Annotated in this window: 17 protein-coding genes; 14 read left to right on the forward strand and 3 right to left on the reverse strand. The window is 55.6% G+C overall.

Annotated features, from left to right (window positions below):
* The first annotated feature begins 46 nt into the window (after positions 1-46).
* From alsB to alsK, 5 genes are all read left to right on the forward strand, one after another.
* On the forward strand, positions 47-982 hold the full coding sequence (gene alsB / locus QE396_RS15310) for a D-allose transporter substrate-binding protein (protein WP_014168251.1): 936 nt from the start codon (positions 47-49) through the stop codon (positions 980-982).
* Positions 983-1,059: 77 nt separating this feature from the next.
* Complete coding sequence (gene alsA / locus QE396_RS15315; protein WP_014168250.1) at positions 1,060-2,592, forward strand: D-allose ABC transporter ATP-binding protein AlsA; 1,533 nt, start codon at positions 1,060-1,062, stop codon at positions 2,590-2,592.
* Entirely contained in the window at positions 2,571-3,551 is a 981-nt protein-coding gene (gene alsC, locus QE396_RS15320) for a D-allose ABC transporter permease (RefSeq protein ID WP_014168249.1), read from the forward strand. The genes alsA and alsC overlap by 22 nt, the downstream gene beginning before the upstream one ends.
* A gap of 10 nt (positions 3,552-3,561) precedes the next feature.
* Positions 3,562-4,257: a D-allulose 6-phosphate 3-epimerase gene (gene alsE, locus QE396_RS15325; protein ID WP_020882821.1), complete on the forward strand. Its 696-nt coding sequence runs from the start codon at positions 3,562-3,564 to the stop codon at positions 4,255-4,257.
* Positions 4,241-5,185, forward strand: coding sequence for an allose kinase (gene alsK / locus QE396_RS15330; protein ID WP_020882822.1), 945 nt, complete (start codon positions 4,241-4,243; stop codon positions 5,183-5,185). The genes alsE and alsK overlap by 17 nt, the downstream gene beginning before the upstream one ends.
* On the opposite strand, the gene QE396_RS15335 is transcribed toward alsK, so the two are convergent.
* Complete coding sequence (locus QE396_RS15335) at positions 5,130-7,418, reverse strand: ATP-binding protein (RefSeq protein ID WP_020882823.1); 2,289 nt, start codon at positions 7,416-7,418, stop codon at positions 5,130-5,132. The two genes, alsK and QE396_RS15335, sit on opposite strands and share 56 nt — an antisense overlap.
* A gap of 181 nt (positions 7,419-7,599) precedes the next feature.
* Here QE396_RS15335 and QE396_RS15340 point away from each other — a divergent pair, with 181 nt between their 5' ends.
* The 6 genes from QE396_RS15340 (at position 7,600) to QE396_RS15365 (ending at position 13,730) form a co-directional block, all read left to right on the forward strand.
* On the forward strand, positions 7,600-9,120 hold the full coding sequence (locus QE396_RS15340) for a sugar ABC transporter ATP-binding protein (RefSeq protein WP_309951659.1): 1,521 nt from the start codon (positions 7,600-7,602) through the stop codon (positions 9,118-9,120).
* Complete coding sequence (locus QE396_RS15345) at positions 9,117-10,112, forward strand: ABC transporter permease subunit (RefSeq protein WP_014168244.1); 996 nt, start codon at positions 9,117-9,119, stop codon at positions 10,110-10,112. Before QE396_RS15340 ends, QE396_RS15345 begins: the two co-directional genes overlap by 4 nt.
* Before the next feature lie 30 nt (positions 10,113-10,142).
* On the forward strand, positions 10,143-11,084 hold the full coding sequence (locus tag QE396_RS15350) for an ABC transporter substrate-binding protein (protein ID WP_309951661.1): 942 nt from the start codon (positions 10,143-10,145) through the stop codon (positions 11,082-11,084).
* A gap of 84 nt (positions 11,085-11,168) precedes the next feature.
* Positions 11,169-11,855, forward strand: coding sequence for a D-lyxose/D-mannose family sugar isomerase (locus QE396_RS15355; protein WP_020882825.1), 687 nt, complete (start codon positions 11,169-11,171; stop codon positions 11,853-11,855).
* Between the two features lie 10 nt (positions 11,856-11,865).
* Entirely contained in the window at positions 11,866-12,726 is an 861-nt protein-coding gene (locus QE396_RS15360; protein ID WP_020882826.1) for a ketose 1,6-bisphosphate aldolase, read from the forward strand.
* Entirely contained in the window at positions 12,723-13,730 is a 1,008-nt protein-coding gene (locus QE396_RS15365) for a carbohydrate kinase family protein (RefSeq protein ID WP_309952645.1), read from the forward strand. The genes QE396_RS15360 and QE396_RS15365 overlap by 4 nt, the downstream gene beginning before the upstream one ends.
* On the opposite strand, the gene QE396_RS15370 is transcribed toward QE396_RS15365, so the two are convergent.
* Positions 13,727-14,458 (reverse strand): response regulator, encoded by a 732-nt coding sequence (locus QE396_RS15370; RefSeq protein WP_014168239.1) that lies wholly within the window; start codon positions 14,456-14,458, stop codon positions 13,727-13,729. The genes QE396_RS15365 and QE396_RS15370 overlap by 4 nt on opposite strands.
* Before the next feature lie 255 nt (positions 14,459-14,713).
* Here QE396_RS15370 and fdhF point away from each other — a divergent pair, with 255 nt between their 5' ends.
* Together fdhF and QE396_RS15380 are read left to right on the forward strand one after the other, a co-directional pair.
* Positions 14,714-16,861 (forward strand): formate dehydrogenase subunit alpha, encoded by a 2,148-nt coding sequence (fdhF, locus tag QE396_RS15375; protein ID WP_080127467.1) that lies wholly within the window; start codon positions 14,714-14,716, stop codon positions 16,859-16,861.
* Positions 16,862-17,185: 324 nt separating this feature from the next.
* Positions 17,186-17,860 carry a tetratricopeptide repeat protein gene (locus QE396_RS15380; RefSeq protein WP_309951664.1) on the forward strand — a complete coding sequence of 225 codons (675 nt, stop codon included), beginning with the start codon at positions 17,186-17,188 and terminating at the stop codon, positions 17,858-17,860.
* A gap of 74 nt (positions 17,861-17,934) precedes the next feature.
* On the opposite strand, the gene gltP is transcribed toward QE396_RS15380, so the two are convergent.
* Positions 17,935-19,248, reverse strand: coding sequence for a glutamate/aspartate:proton symporter GltP (gene gltP / locus QE396_RS15385; protein WP_013095082.1), 1,314 nt, complete (start codon positions 19,246-19,248; stop codon positions 17,935-17,937).
* A gap of 423 nt (positions 19,249-19,671) precedes the next feature.
* Between gltP and acs the strand changes: the two genes are divergently transcribed.
* Complete coding sequence (gene acs, locus QE396_RS15390) at positions 19,672-21,630, forward strand: acetate--CoA ligase (RefSeq protein ID WP_020882831.1); 1,959 nt, start codon at positions 19,672-19,674, stop codon at positions 21,628-21,630.
* Positions 21,631-21,649: the final 19 nt, after the last annotated feature.

The raw sequence follows: 21,649 nt of genomic DNA on the forward strand, positions 1-21,649 counted from the left end.
GTACTAGCGGGATCAACAAAATATACCCTACATTGAGAACACTGCTATGAATAAATATCTGAAATATTTCAGCGGCGCCGCTATGGGCTTAATGTTATCTACCAGCGCATTTGCTGCCGCAGAATATGCAGTAGTATTAAAAACATTGAACAATCCATTCTGGGTGGATATGAAGAAAGGGATCGAAGATGAAGCAAAAACCCTGGGGGTAAGTGTTGATATTTTTGCTTCGCCGTCAGAGGGTGATTTTCAGTCTCAACTGCAGCTTTTTGAAGACTTGAGTAATAAGAAATACAAAGGCATTGCCTTTGCCCCACTCTCCTCGGTCAACCTGGTGATGCCCGTCTCACGCGCCTGGCAGAAAGGCATTTTTCTGGTCAACCTCGATGAAAAAATCGATATGGATAACCTGAAAAAAGCCGGCGGTAACGTTGAAGGTTTTGTCACGACGGATAACGTAGCCGTTGGGGCAAAAGGGGCAGGCTTTATCATTGATAAACTCGGTGTGCAGGGCGGTGAAGTCGCGATTATTGAAGGGAAAGCCGGAAATGCATCGGGAGAGGCACGCCGCAATGGCGCTACAGAAACCTTTAAAAAAGCAAGTCAAATCAAGCTCGTTGCCAGCCAACCCGCCGACTGGGATCGCATTAAAGCCCTGGATGTCGCCACCAACGTTTTACAACGCAACCCGAATTTGAAAGCCTTCTACTGTGCAAACGACACCATGGCAATGGGCGTGGCACAGGCGGTGGCAAACGCCGGTAAAACAGGAAAAGTACTGGTCGTTGGCACGGATGGCATTCCTGAAGCACGTAAGATGGTCGATGCCGGACAAATGACCGCCACCGTCGCGCAGAACCCAGCGGATATTGGTGCCACGGGCCTGAAGTTGATGGTGGATGCGGCGAAAACCGGCAACGTGATCCCACTAGAAAAAACGCCTGAATTCAAACTGGTTGATTCGGTTCTGGTGACGAAATAACTGATATCCGGTGCGGTCAGATGCCCACGCCCCAACTCTCTCCCACAGGATGAGAGGGGAAAACATAAGGAGTAAACATGGTCACGCCATATATCTCAATGGCGGGGATCGGCAAATCCTTTGGTCCGGTTCACGCATTAACGTCGGTTGATTTAACTATTTATCCCCACGAGATTCATGCGTTATTAGGGGAGAATGGCGCCGGTAAATCAACCTTAATGAAAGTATTGTCGGGAATACATGAACCGACCAAAGGAACTATTACTATCAACGAGGTAAATTACGACAAGCTCGATCATAAACTGGCAGCACAGTTGGGCATTGGCATAATTTACCAGGAACTTAGCGTTATCGATGAATTAACTGTTCTGGAGAATTTATATATTGGCCGTCATCTGACGAAAAAAGTCTGTGGCGTCAATATCATCGACTGGAAAGAGATGCGCATTCGCGGCGCAATGATGCTTTTACGCGTGGGATTGAAAGTCGATTTAGATGAAAAGGTGGCGAATTTATCCATCAGCCACAAGCAAATGCTGGAAATTGCAAAAACATTAATGCTCAACGCTAAAGCGATCATTATGGATGAGCCCACATCGTCTTTAACCAATAAAGAGGTGGATTATCTTTTCCTGATCATGAATCAATTACGTAAAGAGGGCACAGCAATTGTGTATATCTCGCATAAGCTCGCAGAAATCCGCCGCATTTGCGACCGCTTTACCGTGATGAAAGATGGAAGCAGCGTCTGCACGGGCATGGTGAGTGATGTCACAAACGACGATATTGTGCGCCTGATGGTGGGCCGCGAGTTGCAAAACCGCTTTAACGCGATGAAAGAAAGTACCGGCAACCTCGAACGCGATACCGTGTTCGAAGTGAAAAACGTCACCAGCCGGGACAAGAAAAAAGTACGTGATATCTCGTTCAGCGTGAACCGCGGTGAAATCTTTGGCTTTGCAGGACTCGTCGGCTCAGGCCGCACCGAGCTGATGGACTGCCTCTTCGGGGTGGATAAACGCGCTAGCGGTGAAATCCGTCTCAACGGTAAAACCATCTCCCCACACTCGCCGTTGGATGCGTTGAAAAAAGGGATGGCCTACATCACTGAAAGCCGTCGGGAAAACGGCTTCTTCCCCAACTTCTCTATTGCTCAGAACATGGCGGTCAGCCAAAGCCTGAAAAATGGCGGCTACAAAGGCGCCATGGGCCTGTTTCGCGAACATGAAGAGCGCAAAACTGCTGAAACGCAGCGCCAGCTGCTGGCGTTAAAGTGCCATAGCGTGGAGCAAAACATCACTGAGCTCTCCGGCGGAAACCAGCAGAAGGTGCTGATTTCCAAATGGCTGTGCTGCAACCCGGACGTCATCATTTTTGATGAACCTACCCGCGGCATCGACGTCGGCGCAAAGGCCGAAATCTACAAAGTGATGCGCCAGTTGGCTGACGAGGGCAAGGTCATCCTGATGGTGTCATCCGAGCTACCTGAAATTATCGCCGTCTGCGACCGCATCGCCGTGTTCTGCGAAGGGCGACTGACGCAAATCCTGACCAATCGCGACGATATGGGCGAAGAGGAGATTATGGCATGGGCATTACCACAAGAGTGAAACGCGATATGGACGAAAAAAAACCGTTTAATTTCGCGCTGTTCTGGGACAAGTACGGCACCTTTTTCATCCTCGCGATCATCGTTGCCATCTTTGGCACGCTGTCGTCGGAATACTTCCTGACCACCAACAACATCACTCAAATTTTTGTCCAGAGTTCGGTGACGGTGCTGATCGGGATGGGCGAGTTCTTTGCCATTCTGGTGGCAGGTATCGATCTGTCCGTCGGGGCGATTCTGGCGCTGTCCGGGATGGTGACCGCCAAGCTCATGCTGGCCGGCGTCGACCCGTTCCTGGCAGCGCTCATTGGCGGCGTGCTGGTTGGCGGTGCGTTAGGCGCGATCAACGGCTGTCTGGTCAACTGGACCGGGCTGCATCCGTTCATTATCACCCTGGGCACTAACGCCATTTTTCGCGGCATTACGCTGGTGATTTCGGATGCCAACTCGGTATACGGCTTCTCGTTCGACTTTGTAAACTTTTTTGCCGCCAATCTCTTAGGTATTCCCGTGCCGGTGATCTTCTCGCTGGTAGTGGCGGTGATTCTCTGGTTCCTCACCACCCGTATGCGGCTGGGACGCAACATCTACGCGCTGGGCGGTAACAAGAACTCGGCGTTTTACTCCGGTATTGACGTGAAGTTTCATATCCTGGTGGTTTTCATTATCTCCGGTGTGTGTGCAGGGCTGGCAGGCGTGGTGTCAACGGCACGACTGGGGGCAGCAGAGCCGCTGGCTGGTATGGGCTTTGAAACCTACGCCATTGCCAGCGCCATTATCGGCGGAACCAGCTTCTTTGGCGGTAAAGGGCGCATCTTCTCTGTCGTGATTGGGGGGCTCATCATCGGCACCATCAATAACGGACTCAATATTTTACAAGTACAAACCTACTACCAGTTGGTGGTGATGGGCGGGTTGATTATCGCCGCTGTCGCCCTCGATAGATTGATCAGTAAGTAAGGAATTGACGATGAAAATTTCCCCCTCCCTGATGTGTATGGACCTGCTGAAATTCAAAGAGCAGATCGAATTCATAGACCAGCACGCGGACTACTTCCATATCGATATCATGGACGGTCACTTTGTGCCCAATTTGACGCTGTCACCGTTCTTTGTCAGCCAGGTGAAGAAGCTCGCCACCAAACCGCTGGACTGCCATCTGATGGTGACGCGCCCCCAGGACTACATTAGTCAACTGGCACAGGCCGGAGCGGATTTCATCACCCTGCATCCGGAAACGATTAACGGTCAGGCCTTCCGTCTGATTGACGAAATTCGCCGTCATGGCATGAGAGTCGGTCTGATCCTCAACCCTGAAACGCCCGTTGAAGCGATGAAATATTACATTCACAAGGCGGACAAAATTACGGTCATGACCGTCGATCCTGGCTTTGCCGGGCAGCCTTTCATTCCGGAAATGCTCGAAAAAATTGCCGAGCTGAAAGCCTGGCGCGAACGTGAAGGGCTGCGCTATGAGATTGAGATCGATGGCTCCTGCAATCAGTCCACCTACAAAAAACTGATGGCCGCCGGGGCTGATGTCTTTATCGTCGGGACGTCAGGACTGTTCAACCACGCAGAGAATATCGACGACGCATGGCAACTGATGGCCGGACAGATTCTGTCGGCAAAGAACGAGGCCCTTCCTCATGCAAAAACAGCCTGATGTCGTCGCCGGAGTGGATATGGGCGCTACCCATATCCGTTTTTGCCTGCTTACAGCCGACGGGGCCGTGCTGCACTGTGAAAAACACCGTACAGCAGACATTATCCGTTCAGGCGTCATGTGCGGCGTCGCAGAAATGATCGTTGCAAGGCTTCGCCACTATCAGGTTCGCTGTCGGGGTCTGGTGATGGGTTTTCCTGCACTGGTCGGCAAAGACAAACGCACCATTATCTCGACACCAAACCTGCCATTACAGGCAACAGACCGACGGGACCTGGCGGGCAAACTGGCGGACGCGCTGGGATGCCCGGTCGAATTCTACCGTGACGTTAACCTCCAGCTCTCTTTTGATGTTATGCAGCACAACTTGCAGCATCAGCAGGTTCTGGCAGCCTATCTCGGTACCGGCATGGGGTTCGCCATCTGGCTGAACGGCGCGCCCTGGACAGGTGCACACGGGGTCGCGGGCGAGCTTGGACATATTCCGCAGGGCGATATGTCACGCCATTGCGGTTGTGGTAACACAGGATGTCTGGAAACCGTCTGTTCCGGTATTGCCCTGAAACAGTGGTATGAACAACAGCCCCGTGATTACGCGATTGGCGAGATTTTTACCTCAGCGTGTCATGACCCCTTTGTCATACAGCTCTTAAATCATGCAGCCCGAGCCATTGCCACCAGCGTAAATCTCTTCGACCCGGATGCGGTGATCCTCGGCGGCGGCGTGATGGATATGGTCGATTTTCCACGCGACGCGCTGATTGCCAGAATTAAACAGCATCTGCGCCGTCCGCTGCCGTATGAGGCAGTCCGTTTCATTACAGCATCATCGTCATCCTTTAACGGTGCTCAGGGGGCGGCGACCCTGGCTCTCAGCCAGTTCCTGTCATCACCTTGCGCAACGCCTGCGCCAGCTGTACACGGGTAAAAGGCTTACGCAGTAATGCCACGTCCGGCAGTTGCGGGTTATGCGTCGGACGCAGATCCTGGCCGCTGATCAGCAACACCGGAAGCTGCGGATAATGGCTGCGCACATGGTTGATCACCTCGGCACCGCTGAGGTTGCCGGGCAGCATTAAATCGCTAATAAACATGCCAATATCCGGTGACGCGTCCAGCATCTTCAGGGCCTGTTCGCCGTTGTCCGCTTCAAGCGTCAGATAGCCCAGCTGATGCAGTTGCTCGCACAGGGTCTGGCGGACATCGGCTTCATCTTCCAGCACCAGTACCAGGCGTTCATTTTCAATGGCAGCCGCGGCGGCCTGGGTCTCATCAGCAGAACGAACAGGCAGCGTCGAGCGTGGCAGATGCAGCCGCACGGTGGTCCCCTGCCCTGGCGCGCTTTCAATCTCCACGCGCCCACCGGACTGGCGTACAAAACCGTAGACCATCGACAGGCCTAATCCGCTACCGCTTCCGGTTTGCTTGGTCGTAAAGAACGGTTCGAAGACCCGGGATTTGACCTCCTGCGACATTCCACTTCCCCGGTCAATAACCTCCAGCGCCACCATATCCTGCCTGCGTCCGTCACTGCGGGTCACGCGCTGATTCCACGTGCGGATCTTAATAACCCCCGTCTGTCCCTCCATCGCATCGCGGGCGTTCATCACCAGGTTAATAATGGCGTTTTCCAGCTGGCTGACGTCTATCCACGCCGGCCACGCCGGTGATTGCGCTTCAATTTCCAGCGTCAGGGTGGCCGGCAGCGAGTGGTACATCAACTCCCGCAGGTTCTCGAGCAGCGGTTTCATCTCTACCGCGTGCGGGGTCAGGGATTGCTTGCGGGAAAACGCCAGCAGGCGCTGGGTCAGCACCGCACCACGTTCGGCGGCCTTGAGTGCCCGGGTGATACGCGGGGCGTCATGTGAGTCAGGATCGGTGAGTTCCAGACTGCCAATGATCACCGCCAGCAGGTTGTTAAAGTCATGCGCCAGACCGCCCGTCAGCTGCCCGACGGCCTTCATCTTCTGGCTGTGCACCAACGCCTCTTCCAGCCCCTGACGCTCGATGCGGTCGATCTCCATCTGCGTGGTTTTTTCTTTCAGCAGGCGGGTGGTGTGGACAAGCGAGGCGGTGTTGCGGGCAAAAACGTTAAACGCTCGCGCCAGCTCACCCAGCTCATCACGGCGCTGCAGCCCGGGGACAGAAACATCCTGCTCGCCGTGAGCAAGGCGCGACATCGCCCGGGAGATGGCCGTCAGGTTGGAGGCCAGATTACGGTAGATATACCAACAGGCGCACCCGGTGATGATCAGCGCCAGCACGGCGAACACGCTGATAAATACGCTGATGGAGCGCAGCTCCTGGTGACTCTGGGCAGTGCGCAGCCGGGAGGCCTGCGCCACCTGTTCAACGTACTGATTGATGTCGCTGTTTAATATCGCCACCAGCGCCTTGATGTGGAACATATACCAGCTGATCGCCAGATCGCTCTCCTCCAGCTGGGTCGAGAGCGGAACAAGCTTGTGAAGCTCGGCATTAAAATCGGGCAGGATAGCGTTCACCACGGGCTGCGTCACGCTCCGGGGCAGCGTTGCTGTCACGGTATCCAGCTGCTGAACCGTGGCGCGCGGCGAGGGCGTTTCAATAGCGGCGATGATTAGCCTGTCCATTTCCATAAGCTGTTGCGCATCCGGAACGTTGCTGGCGTAACGGCGGTTGATGTCCTGCAGATGGCGCAAATAGCTCTGGCTTTGATAGAGCGCGCTGAGAAGCGCATTACGCTCCAGATGACGCCGCTGCCCGCGCTCCAGCATGCCCGTCACGCTCTGCTGTAACTCATTACTTCTCTGAATAATTCGCGCCACCAGCGCGGGCTCCTGTTGCGCCAGTGGCGCATCGGCAAGCTGTTCCAGCGAGTGACGCAGTGCCATCTGCGTCTGCTTCAGGCGCTCGGCTTCGCCCTTATATTCCAGCGCGCCTACAACTTGCGATAGCCGTACCGCCGCCGTTGCCACATTGGCGGTATCGCGGGCGAGGTTCATGCTGCCGGTCATGTCATCCAGCGTCTGCTGCTGCACCTGTTCCTGGATCTGGCTGGCATGACGAAAGCCGAGCACCGCCACGCCGCTGACCATCAGCGTCACCGCCACCACCAGCAGATTAAAAATCAGCAGGCGACCACGGGCGCTGGCAAAGAAGGGCGGACGGTGTGATGGCATACGGTAAGCTCCGGTGCAATGTGATGCCCTCACCCTGGCCCTCTCCTGCTGAGAGGGAAAAAGCGGGGAATTGTGATGTAAGTTAACTATTCATAACTATGACAAATATGAACGGCTTCTGACATTTTGCATTTACCAACCTGTGATGAAGTGCGGATATCGACATTCAAGGAGATCCGCCATGAGCAGAACCCCGGTACTGGAGATGCGCAACATTGCCAAAACGTTTGGCCATTTCCACGCGCTCAAGGGTGTGGATTTGACGATATACCCCGGTGAGATCCACGCGCTGATGGGGGAAAACGGCGCAGGAAAGAGTACCCTGATGAAGATCCTCGCGGGGGCCTATACCGCCACCAGCGGCGAGATCCTGATTGACGGACAGCCGTTTCACATCAAAGGGCCAAAGGATGCGCTGGCCGCGGGTATCACCCTCATTTATCAGGAGATGCAGCTTGCCCCCAATCTGACCGTCGCTGAAAACATTTTCCTGGGCAGCGAGCTGTCGCGCGCCGGGCTGGTACAGCGCAAAGAGATGGCCGCACAGGCGCAGGCGGTGATTGACCGTCTGGGCGCGCACTTCAAGGCGACCGACCTGGTAATGAGGCTGACCATCGCCGAGCAGCAGCAGGTTGAAATTGCCCGCGCGCTGCACCGCAACAGCCGCATTCTGGTGATGGATGAACCCACCGCCGCCCTCTCCTCACGTGAAACCCATCGCCTGTTCGAGCTGATACTGCGCCTGCGAGAGGAAGGAATGGCGATTATCTATATCAGCCACCGCATGGCGGAAGTGTATGAACTCTCCGATCGCGTCAGCGTTCTGCGTGACGGGCAGTACGTCGGTAGCCTGACGCGCGACAAACTGAACGCCTCTGAACTGGTGAAAATGATGGTCGGCCGTCCGCTAAGCGATCTGTTTAACAAAGAGCGCGATATCCCGCTCGGCAGCCCGCGTCTTAACGTGCATCACCTTACCGACGGCAAGAAAGTGCTCCCCTGCAGTCTGCAGGTGCGTTCCGGAGAAATTGTCGGGCTGGCAGGTCTGGTGGGCGCCGGACGTTCCGAACTGGCGCAGCTGATCTTCGGCGCGCGCAAAGCCACGGGCGGCATGATTGAGGTCGACGGCGAACCGGTGGTAATCCACTCCCCGCGTGCCGCCATCGACAACGGGATCGGTTTTCTCACCGAAAACCGCAAAGAACAAGGGCTGTTCCTCGAGCTGGCCGCCCAGGAGAACATCACCATGGCGACGCTGGAGCGCGACGCCACCTTCGGCATGCTGAACCGCAAAAAAGCGCAGACCATTTCTGACGATGCAATCGCCCTGCTTAACATCCGCGTGCCGCATTCACAGGTCCGCGCGGGTGGCCTGTCCGGGGGCAATCAGCAAAAGCTGCTTATCTCCCGCTGGGTGGCCATCGGCCCACGCATTCTGATTCTGGACGAACCGACGCGCGGCGTCGACGTCGGGGCGAAAAGTGAAATCTACCGCATCATGAACCAGATGGCGCGCAAGGGCGTGGCGATCCTGATGATCTCCAGCGAGCTGCCGGAAATCGTCGGCATGAGCGACCGCGTCTATGTCATGCGTGAAGGCAGCATTGCAGGTGAACTTCACGGAGCAGAAATTTCTCAGGAAAACATCATGACGCTGGCGACCGGCGTGAACGACTCTCATCATCAGGCGGTGCAACTATGACAAATTCAACCCATCCGCAGCAGGTGGCGAAGTCCGCCTCTGCCAAAAAAATGCTGATGAGCGATCTGATGCAGACGGTCGGCATTTTGCCCATCTTGATCCTGATTGTGGCGGTATTTGGTTTTATCGCGCCTAACTTCTTTACCGAAAGTAATCTGCTCAATATCACCCGCCAGGCGTCGATCAACATCGTACTGGCCGCAGGGATGACCTTCATCATTCTGACCGGCGGGATCGACCTCTCCGTCGGCTCCATTCTGGGCACCACGGCCGTGGCGGCGATGGTGGTGTCGTTAATACCTGAGTTCGCCATGCTTTCTATTCCGGCAGCGCTCATGCTCGGCCTGGTGCTGGGTTTGTTCAACGGCGCGCTGGTGGCTTTTGCCGGGCTGCCGCCGTTTATCGTGACGCTCGGTACCTATACGGCACTGCGCGGTGCGGCTTACCTGCTGGCGGACGGTACGACCGTCATTAACTCCAACATTAACTTTGAGTGGATCGGCAATAACTACCTCGGCCCCATTCCGTGGCTGGTGGTGATCGCGCTGGCGGTCATTGTGCTGTGCTGGTTTATTCTGCGCCGCACCACGCTTGGCGTTCACATTTATGCGGTTGGCGGCAACATGCAGGCGGCGCGTCTGACAGGCATTAAGGTCTGGCTGGTGCTGTTGTTTGTGTACGGCATGAGCGGGCTGCTCTCGGGCCTGGGCGGCGTGATGAGTGCCTCGCGTCTCTACAGCGCCAACGGCAACCTGGGCATGGGCTACGAGCTGGATGCGATTGCGGCGGTGATCCTCGGCGGTACCAGCTTTGTTGGCGGGATCGGCACGATCACCGGCACGCTGGTGGGGGCGCTGATCATCGCCACGCTTAACAACGGCATGACGCTGATGGGCGTCTCCTACTTCTGGCAACTGGTGATCAAAGGGGCGGTGATCATCATAGCGGTGCTGATCGACAAATACCGTACCCGACACCATCAAAGTGCATAACAACAATACCCTACAAGCGAGGAAGAGAAGATGCGTTTGAAACCGTTAGTGACCGCGCTCTGTGCTGGCGCGCTGCTTGCCGCAACGCCGTTTGCGCAGGCGAAAGATCTGAAGTCCATCGGCGTGACGGTGGGCGACCTGGCCAACCCATTCTTCGTGCAGATCACCAAAGGTGCCGAGCTGGAAGCGCGCAAACTGGCGGGGGATAACGTCAAAGTGACGCTGGTCTCCAGCGGTTACGATCTCGGCCAGCAGGTGGCGCAGATCGACAACTTTATTGCGGCCAAAGTGGACATGATCATCCTTAACGCCGCGGATTCCAAAGGGATCGGCCCGGCGGTTAAACGCGCGAAAGAGGCCGGGATCGTGGTTGTCGCGGTTGACGTCGCGGCGGAAGGGGCGAATGCCACCATCACCTCCGATAACACCCAGGCGGGGGAAATGGCCTGTAAATACATTACTGACCGCCTGAAAGGCAAAGGCAACGTGGTCATCATCAACGGGCCGCCAGTGTCCGCGGTGCAAAACCGCGTCGAAGGCTGCCAGACCGAGTTCAAAAAACATCCGGATATTAAGGTGCTCTCTGATAACCAGAACGCCAAAGGTAGCCGTGAAGGCGGTCTGGAAGTGATGACCTCACTGCTGGCGGCCAATCCGAAGATCGACGGCGTGTTCGCGATTAACGATCCGACGGCGATCGGTGCCGATCTGGCGGCAAAACAGGCCCAACGCAATGAATTCTTTATCGTTGGCGTAGACGGTAGTCCGGACGGCGAAGAAGCGCTTAAGCGTGAAAACTCCCTGTTTGTCGCGACGCCGGCTCAGGATCCGCAGGTAATGGCGGCAAAAGCGGTTGAGATCGGCTATGACATTCTGCAGGGCAAACCTGCGCCTAAAGAGCCTGTGCTGATCCCGGTGACGATGATCGATAAAAAGAACGTCGGATCCTATAAGGGGTGGACAGTGAAGTGATGTAGTGCGGTTTGATGCCCTCACCCTGATCTTCTCTTCGCGGGAGAGTTGGGGTGAGGCCTGACATAGCGTCCAGGGGGCCCCATGAAACGCTCCGAAATCAATGAAATCCTTGGCCACACGCGGCAGTTCTTCTCCATGCACGATGTGCATCTCCCTCCCTTTGCCAGTTTTCCGCCGACGAAATGGCAGCAGCTTGACCCGGCCACCTGGCAGGAAGTGTTTGATCTCAGGCTTGGCTGGGACGTAACGGCATTCGGCAGCGACCATTTTGCCGCACAGGGGCTAACGCTCTTTACCCTGCGCAATGGCTCACCGAACGGCGTGCCCTATGAAAAGTGCTATGCCGAAAAAATCATGCACGTCCGGGATGGTCAGGTGACGCCCATGCATTTTCACTGGCGTAAACGGGAAGACATCATCAACCGTGGCGGCGGAAACCTGATCGTCGAGTTATGGAATGCCGATGCACATCAAGAACCTGAAAATACCGACGTGACCGTTACCCTCGACGGCTGTCTGCAGACCCACGCGCCCGGCAGTCAGTTACGCCTGCAACCCGGGGACAGCATCTGCCTCCCCCCCGGCCTGTACCACAGTTTCTGGGGCGAACGCGGTTTTGGCGACGTACTGGTGGGGGAAGTGTCATCGGTGAATGACGATGAACACGATAACCATTTTTTACAGCCCATTGCCCGCTATAACAATATCGAAGAAGACGAACCGGCGGTGCTGGTGTTGTGCAACGAGTACAACCTGTTTCGGAAATAAGGAGTAAATAATGCCATTGATTTCTCTTGCCGACGGTCTTGAGCACGCCAGGAAACACCGCTACGCGCTCGGCGCGTTTAACGTTCTCGACTCCCATTTTTTGCGCGCGCTGTTTGCTGCCGCGAAACAGGAACGCTCGCCGTTTATCATTAATATTGCGGAAGTCCACTTTAAGTATGTCTCCCTGGAGTCGCTGGTCGAAGCGGTCAGGTTTGAAGCCGCCCGTCATGATATTCCGGTGGTGCTCAACCTCGATCACGGCCTGCATTTCGAGGCGGTGGTACGTGCGCTGCGCGTAGGCTTCAGCTCCGTGATGTTTGATGGCTCCACCCTGAGCTATGAAGAAAACATTCGTCAGACGCGGGAGGTGGTGAAGATGTGCCACGCGGTTGGCGTATCGGTAGAAGCGGAGCTGGGTGCGGTAGGCGGTGACGAAGGTGGCGCGTTGTATGGCCATGCGGATGAAGCATTGTTTACGGACCCGCTGCGGGCACGCGAGTTTGTCGATGCCACCGGCATTGATGCGCTGGCGGTCGCCATTGGCAACGCGCACGGTAAATACAAAGGCGAGCCAAAACTCGATTTCCCTCGTCTGGACGCCATTCGCCAGCAGACCGGCCTGCCGTTGGTCTTACACGGCGGCTCCGGCATCAGCGATGCCGATTTTCGTCGCGCCATCGAGCTGGGGATCCATAAAATCAACTTTTATACCGGCATGTCACAGGCCGCGCTCTCTGCCGTTGAGCAACGGATGGCAAAACGTCTGCCTCTGTACGATGAATTTGCAGAACTGTTGCTGGGCATAGAGGAGGCGATTACCGATACGGTCGCCGCGCAAATGCGCATCTTTGGCAGCGCGGGGCAGGCATAATGGAACGTAAAGGGATTATCGCCGCCGGCAATATGCTGGTGGATCACCTCCACCAGATTGTGCAATGGCCGGAACGCGGCTGGCTGGCGGAGATTACCCACAGCGAACGTTCAACCGGCGGTGCGCCGCTGAACGTCCTGCTGACGCTGGCCAAAATGCACGTTGGCCTGCCGCTGCAGGCCGTCGGCCTGATTGGCGAAGATAGCGACGGCGATTACATCCTGGCGATGCTCGATCAGTATCACGTCAACCGCCAGCGGGTGCAGCGCACGACTTTTGCGCCAACCTCTATGTCGCAGGTTATGACCGACCCCAGCGGGCAGCGCACTTTTTTCCACTCCCCGGGCGCCAACCGTCTTCTGGATCTGCCCGCCTTCGACCGCCTCGACGGCGCGATGAAGATTTTCCATCTCGGCTACCTGTTACTGCTCGACAGCCTGGATATGCCCGATGACGAGTACGGCACCCGCAGCGCACGGCTGCTGGCCCAGATGCGCGATCAGGGGTATGAAACCTCGCTCGATCTGGTCTCGCGAAAGGGTGACCCGCGCTATCAGCCGCTGGTCCTCCCTGCCCTGCGCCATCTTGATTATCTGGTCATCAACGAACTGGAAGCCGCCGAGTTTAGCGGGCTGGAAATGCGCGACGAGAACGATGCCCCGCACATTGCCCATATCGCGGAAGCCGCCTCACAGCTTCTGACGGCTGGCGTGCGTCAGCGGGTGGTGATCCACTGTCCGGAAGGGGCGTGGGGGTTAACACCGGACGATGAAGGACGCTGGATCCCCTCCTGGTTGCTGGAGCGGGAAGAGATTATCGGCAGCGTCGGAGCGGGTGATGCCTTCTGCGCAGGCTTCTTATACGGCTGCCATGAAGCGTTGCCGCTGGTCGAGAGTATTTATCTGGCCCATGCCTGCGCGCGGGCAAGCCTGCTGGCTGCGAACGCCATTGATGGGGCAAAAACGCTGGCCGAGTTGCAGCAGTTTATCAAAGAGAATATTTAAGCCGCTTTCTCGCTGTGAGACACATCGGCAGCAAAGACGTAGCCCAGCCCCCGGACGGTTTTAATGAGTGCGGGCTGATGCGGGTTGGCTTCTATTTTACGGCGCAGGCGCATGATCAACACATCGATTGTGCGGTCGAACACCTCGGCACTTTCGCTGTGCGTCAGCTCGAGCAGTTGTTCCCGGCTGAGCACCCGCCGGGCGTTCTGGGTGAGCGCCAGCAGCAGACCATATTCTCCCTGGGTCAACGGTACGGGGTTACGCTGCGGATCGCTGAGTTCACAGCGGGAGGTATCCAGCGTCCAGCCATTGAACGTCACGCCCGCCACGCGTGGCACCGGGGTGTCTGCGGCCAGCGCCCCGGTACGGCGAAGCACGGCTTTAACCCGGGCAACCACCACGCGCGGGTTAAACGGTTTGCCAATATAATCGTCGGCCCCCATCTCCAGCCCCACCACCACGTCTGACTCACTGCCCAGCCCGGTCAGCATCACCACCGGCAGCTCCGGACGTTGCTTTTGCAGGTGCAGTAATACCTGCAGGCCGTTGATATCCGGCAGCATCATATCCAGCAGGACAAGGGCGATGTGTGGCTCATGCTGAACCAGACTCAGCGCGTCCTGGCCGTTATGGCAGACAAGCACGCTAAAGACGTGCTCACTCAGCACATCCTGCAGCAGCTCGCAGACTGCGGTATCGTCATCAACCACCAGAATCGCCGGTTTCATCGCATGCTTCCATCAGGGGATTATGTTAAGTCTGAACTATTCTGCCGTCGGCTCCAGCCAATTTGACTTTTACATGACGGAATTACAACCCATGTCACATCCACTGCCCATTCGACACGTCAATTTTGACGATTCGCTGTTTTTCGTCAGGGTTTTGCCCCTCTGTTGGCCGTAAAGTCTGCGGATACCCACAATAAAAACATGGCATAGAAGCTGCATAGTGGGGCGTAAGCATTGATTAACTGGAGCAGACTGATGAAAAAAGTCGTCACGGTTTGCCCTTATTGTGCCTCGGGTTGCAAGATCAACCTGGTGGTCGATAACGGCAAAATCGTCCGGGCGGAGGCCGCCCAGGGGAAAACCAACCAGGGCAAGCTGTGCCTGAAAGGCTACTACGGCTGGGATTTTATTAACGATACCCAAATCCTTACCCCACGCCTGAAAACCCCTATGATCCGCCGCGAGCGCGGTGGCAAGCTGGAAGCCGTTTCCTGGAGCGAGGCGCTGGATTATGTCGCCACGCGCCTGAGCGCCATCAAAGCCAAGTATGGCCCGGATGCGATCCAGACTACCGGCTCTTCACGCGGTACCGGTAATGAAACCAACTATGTAATGCAAAAATTCGCGCGCGCCGTTATTGGTACCAATAACGTCGACTGCTGCGCTCGCGTCTGACACGGCCCATCGGTTGCAGGTCTGCACCAGTCGGTCGGTAACGGCGCTATGAGTAATGCGATCAACGAGATAGATAACACCGATCTCGTGTTTATTTTTGGCTATAACCCGGCGGATTCTCACCCTATCGTCGCGAACCACGTGATTCGCGCCAAACAGAATGGGGCGAAAATCATCGTCTGCGATCCGCGCAAAATTGAAACGGCACGTATTGCGGATATGCACATTGCACTGAAAAACGGCTCGAATATCGCGCTGTTGAATGCGATGGGCCACGTCATTATTGAGGAGAATCTCTACGACCAGGCGTTCGTCGCGACCCGTACGGAAGGGTTTGACGAGTATCGGAAAATTGTCGAAGGCTACACGCCGGAGTCCGTCGAAGCGATAACCGGCGTAAGCGCGCAAGAGATCCGCCAGGCAGCGCGGATGTACGCCGGTGCGAAAACCGCGGCCATTTTGTGGGGCATGGGCGTCACCCAGTTCTATCAGGGCGTGGAAACCGTACGCTCCCTGACAAGCCTCGCGATGCTGACCGGAAATCTGGGCAAACCGCATGTGGGCGTGAACCCGGTACGTGGTCAGAATAACGTGCAGGGTGCGTGTGACATGGGCGCACTGCCGGATACCTATCCGGGCTATCAGTACGTTAAATTCCCGGAAAATCGGGAGAAATTCGCGAAGGCCTGGGGCGTGGAGAGCCTGCCGGAACATACCGGGTATCGCATCAGCGAGCTGCCGCACCGTGCGGCGCACGGTGAAGTGCGTGCCGCCTACATTATGGGTGAAGATCCGCTGCAAACCGACGCCGAGCTGTCAGCGGTGCGTAAAGGCTTTGAGGATCTCGAACTGGTGATTGTCCAGGATATCTTTATGACCAAAACCGCGGCGGCGGCGGATGTGATTTTACCGTCAACGTCATGGGGCGAGCATGAAGGTGTTTATACGGCGGCAGACCGCGGCTTCCAGCGCTTCTTCAAAGCGGTGGAGCCGAAGTGGGATCTGAAAACCGACTGGCAGATCATCAGCGAAATCGCCACCCGCATGGGTTATCCGATGCACTACAACAACACTCAGGAAATCTGGGACGAGTTGCGCAAACTGTGTCCGGACTTCACCGGTGCCACCTATGAGAAAATGGGTGAACTGGGGTATATCCAGTGGCCGTGCCGCGATGAGTCAGAGGCCGATCAGGGCACGTCGTATCTCTTTAAAGAGAAGTTCGACACCACGAACGGACTGGCGCAGTTCTTCACCTGCGACTGGGTCGCGCCAATCGATAAACTCACCGATGAGTATCCGATGGTGCTCTCTACCGTGCGTGAAGTGGGCCACTACTCCTGTCGTTCGATGACCGGTAACTGCGCTGCGCTGGCGGCACTGGCGGATGAACCGGGCTATGCGCAGATCAACACCGCTGACGCAGAGCGTCTGGGCATTGAAGATGAAGCCCTGATCTGGGTGCACTCGCGTAAAGGACGCATCATTACCCGTGCGCAGGTCAGCGACCGACCTAACAAAGGGGCGGTCTATATGACCTACCAGTGGTGGATTGGTGCCTGCAACGAACTGGTGACGGAGAACTTAAGCCCGATAACCAAAACGCCGGAGTATAAGTACTGCGCCGTACGCGTGGAGCCGATTGCTGACCAGCACGCCGCGGAACAGTATGTGATTGACGAATATAGCAAGCTGAAAGCCAGACTGCGTGAAAGCGCGTTGGGTTAATGCCGTTAATTAATCGATGAATAAAAGGGGGTGACTTATTCACCCCTTTTTTATTTCTTAATAAGCTATTTATATTATCAATATATATTGTGCACGCTGCCCCGCAGCAATAATGTCATTAGCACCGAAATAAATACCCGGCTTTGTATTTTAATTCAGTGAGAGAATCTCCCCCGCGAGCATCTAATGCCCTCTTTCACAAGCATTATTGTGAGACGAAACGCGGCGGACACCGGGAAATGTTCATTCACCTTTACCGCGCCCGTTTTTTTCTTCTGCGACGACGATTATACTGCGCGGCGTGTACCCAGATGATAAGAATCCATGAAATCAATTTTTCTGATGTTGTTATTTTTTACGTCACTCGTCCACGCGGATGAGATTGGCAGCCAGTACAAGCAACAGGCGGAAGCGGGTGACGCCCGCGCCCAGTATTACCTTGCCGATACCTACTTCAGTTCCGGCGACAGCAAGCAGGCCGCGCAGTGGGCAGAGAAAGCAGCAAAAGGGGGCGATGTCGACGCCATGGCGTTGTTATCGCAAATCCAGTTTACACAGGGCGATTACGCGCAGGCCAAAGCGCTGGCGCAGCAGGCCACTATCGCCGGCAGTAAACGCGGCGCAATTATGCTGGCACGCGTGCTGGTCAACACCCAGGCAGGGAAAACTGACTACCCACAGGCCATCGCACTGCTGCAAACGGCAACCGAAGATATCGACAACGATTCCGCGGTGGATGCGCAAATGCTGCTGGGGATGATTTATGCCAACGGCGTTGAGGTGGTGCAGGACGACGTCAAAGCCGCGTCGTGGTTCAAACGCAGCTCCTCCCTTTCGCGTACGGGTTACGCGGAGTACTGGGCCGGAATGCTGTTCCATCAGGGCGAGAAAGGCTTTATAACGCCGAATAAGCAGAAAGCGCTCTACTGGCTGAACCTGAGCTGTACCGAAGGGTTTGATACGGGATGTGAAGAATTTGACGCGTTGAGTGGGGAGTAAAGCCTCTTACACGGCCCTCTCTTTTGGACAGAGAGGGAATGCGAAAAGGCCGGGTTAACCCCGGCCTTTTTATTTTACTGGTCTGCGGTCTTATCAAAACGACCCAGCACTTCGCGTTCATACGCCAGCGCTTTTTTACGGTCGAATTTGTGCTCCCACTTAGCGATAACCAGCACCGCCAGGGCGTTACCCACCACGTTCAGCGCCGTACGCGCCATGTCGAGGATACGGTCGACACCGGCGATAAACGCCAGACCTTCCAGCGGGATCCCTACGCTGCCCAGGGTGGCCAGCAGGACGACAAAGGAGACGCCAGGTACGCCTGCGATGCCTTTTGAGGTCACCATCAGGGTCAGCACCAGCACGATCTCCTGCCACAGAGACAGGTCAATGCCGTACAGCTGAGCAATAAAGATAGCCGCAATACTCTGGTACAGCGTTGAGCCGTCCAGGTTAAAGGAGTAGCCGGTTGGCACCACAAAGCTGGTAATCGACGCCGGCGCGCCGTAGGCCTCCATCTTCTCGATAATACGCGGCAGTACGCTTTCAGAGCTTGCCGTGGAGTACGCGAGAATCAACTCATCTTTGAGAATACGGATCAGGATCCAGATGCTCAGCCCACACAGGCGCGCCACAATTCCCAGCACCACCAGCGCGAAGAACAGGATGGCGAAGTGAACCAGAATCACCAGCTTCGCCAGCGGCCACAGGGAGGCGAAACCGAAGTTCGCCACGGTTACCGCGATAAGCGCAAACACCCCAACCGGCGCGTAGCGCATCACCATGTGAGTCACTTTGAACATGGTTTCAGAAATTGAGCGGAACACGGTAACCAGCGGTTCACGGTGCGTGGCAGGCAGGGAGGAGAGGCCCAGACCAAACAACACCGAGAAGAAGATGATCGGCAGCATCTCGCCCTTCGCCATGGAAGCCACGATGTTGGTCGGCACCAGCGAAAGGATGGTTCCCATCAGGCCATGCGCGTGGCTCTGTACTTCCGCGGTAGTGCTTTGATATTTCGAAATATCCACCGTCGCCAGCTGCGACATATCGATCCCGGACCCTGGCTGGAACACGTTCGCCAGTGTGATGCCCAGAATGATGGCAATCGTCGTGATCACTTCGAAATAAAGAATTGTCTTCGCGCCGATACGGCCTAACTGTTTTGCATCCCCCACACCGGCAATGCCGACGACCAGCGTTGAGATAACAATCGGTACGACAATCATCTTGATCAGATGAATAAAGATATCTCCTGCCGGGGAGAGCAGGTTCGCAATCAGCCACTCGCGGCTGTCGCTGTGATAATGCAGGTAGCTACCCAGCAGGATACCCAGCACAAGGGCTAGCAAGATTTGCCAGGCCAGGCTGACTTTAACGTTTTTCATAGAAACTGACTTCCTCAATGAAGCGCCCTATTCACATAAACTGCATGAATATGGATACATACTGAAAGGGTATGAATTGTGTTGCGTTGGTTTATGGGATTTTTTAACGCGGCGTATGAGTATCATTTGCGCGGCATGTTGCGCAAGCCTTAAAGAACGGCACATTTCGCTGCAAAAAGCGGTCATGACGTGAGTTTGTCACAATTCCCATCAATAACTTTTTGTTATAAAAAGGCTTTTTTAATCGAAATTGTGAATAATCGGCACGGTGAATTATTTTCCTTCAAAGTTTCATTCGCTCATTTTTCATACTCTTCAAACAATGCGTGATCTGTAGCCCAAATAATAAACAAAGCTTGTAAAGCCCCTACTATTAACGTTTTTGCGACATATTATTAACATCTTACAAGGAGAAAAAAAGCCATGAGCCAAGTACATAAACACGACATTCCCGCAAACATTGCGGACCGTTGCCTGATAAACCCGGAGCAGTACCACGAGAAGTATCAGCAATCCGTCTCCAGCCCGGACGTCTTCTGGGGTGAGCAGGGCCATATTCTTGACTGGATTAAACCTTATCAGAAGGTGAAGAACACCTCCTTTGCGCCCGGCAACGTCTCCATTAAATGGTACGAAGACGGCACGCTGAACCTGGCAGCAAACTGTCTTGACCGCCACCTTGCCGAACGCGGTAATGAAACGGCCATTATCTGGGAGGGCGACGACGCCTCTCAAAGCAAACACATTACATATAAAGAACTGCACCGCGACGTGTGCCGCTTTGCCAACGTTCTGCTGGAAAGGGGCATTAAAAAAGGCGACGTGGTGGCTATCTATATGCCAATGGTGCCTGAAGCGGCGGTAGCCATGCTGGCCTGCGCGCGCATCGGTGCGATTCACTCGGTGATTTTTGGCGGCTTCTCACCGGAAGCGGTAGCCGGACGTATTGTCGATTCCAGCTCGAAACTGGTGATCACGGCCGATGAAGGCGTGCGCGCTGGCCGTGGCATTCCCCTGAAGAAAAACGTCGATGAAGCGCTGAAAAATCCGAACGTGAAAACTGTCAGCAACGTCATCGTTCTCAAGCGTACCGGCGGCAAGATCGACTGGAATGAAGGACGCGACCTGTGGTGGAGCGATCTGATTGAAAAAGCCAGCGACCAACATCAGCCGGAAGAGATGAACGCGGAAGACCCGCTGTTTATTCTTTACACCTCCGGCTCAACCGGCAAACCGAAAGGCGTGTTGCACACCACCGGCGGCTATCTGGTCTATGCCGCTACCACCTTCAAGTACGTATTCGACTACCATCCGGGCGACATTTACTGGTGTACTGCCGACGTGGGTTGGGTCACCGGTCACAGCTACCTGCTTTACGGCCCGCTGGCCTGTGGTGCCACTACGCTGATGTTTGAAGGCGTACCGAACTGGCCAACGCCGGCACGCATGTGTCAGGTGGTCGACAAACACAAGGTCAATATTCTCTATACCGCCCCAACGGCGATCCGCGCATTAATGGCGGAAGGCGATAAGGCCATTGAAGGCACTGACCGCTCTTCGCTGCGCATCCTCGGTTCCGTTGGCGAGCCCATCAACCCGGAAGCCTGGGAGTGGTACTGGAAGAAAATCGGCAACGAAAAATGTCCGGTAATGGACACCTGGTGGCAGACCGAAACCGGCGGCTTTATGATCACCCCTATGCCGGGTGCGACGCAGTTAAAAGCCGGTTCAGCAACTCAACCGTTCTTCGGCGTACAACCTGCGCTGGTGGATAACGAAGGCAATCCGCTGGACGGGGCCACCGAAGGCAATCTGGTGATCACCGATTCCTGGCCGGGCCAGGCGCGTACCCTGTTCGGCGACCACGAGCGCTTTGAGCAGACCTACTTCTCGACCTTTAAAAACATGTACTTTAGCGGTGACGGCGCCCGGCGTGACGAGGACGGTTATTACTGGATAACCGGGCGCGTGGACGACGTGCTGAACGTCTCCGGCCACCGTCTGGGTACCGCGGAGATTGAATCCGCGCTGGTATCTCATCCGAAGATCGCCGAAGCCGCCGTCGTTGGGATCCCACACAACATTAAAGGCCAGGCGATTTACGCCTACGTCACGCTGAATCATGGCGAAGAGCCGTCACCAGAGCTGTATGCCGAGGTGCGCAACTGGGTACGTAAAGAGATTGGCCCGCTTGCCACGCCGGACGTGCTGCACTGGACCGACTCTCTGCCGAAAACCCGCTCAGGCAAAATTATGCGCCGCATATTGCGCAAAATCGCAGCCGGTGACACCAGCAACCTCGGTGATACCTCAACGCTTGCCGATCCTGGCGTGGTGGAAAAACTGCTCGAAGAGAAGCAGTCCATCGCAATGCCATCGTAACGCGATCTCCCCTCTCCCC

Source organism: Enterobacter sp. SORGH_AS_0287 (assembly GCF_031453695.1).
Taxonomy (GTDB): Bacteria; Pseudomonadota; Gammaproteobacteria; order Enterobacterales; family Enterobacteriaceae; genus Enterobacter; species Enterobacter ludwigii.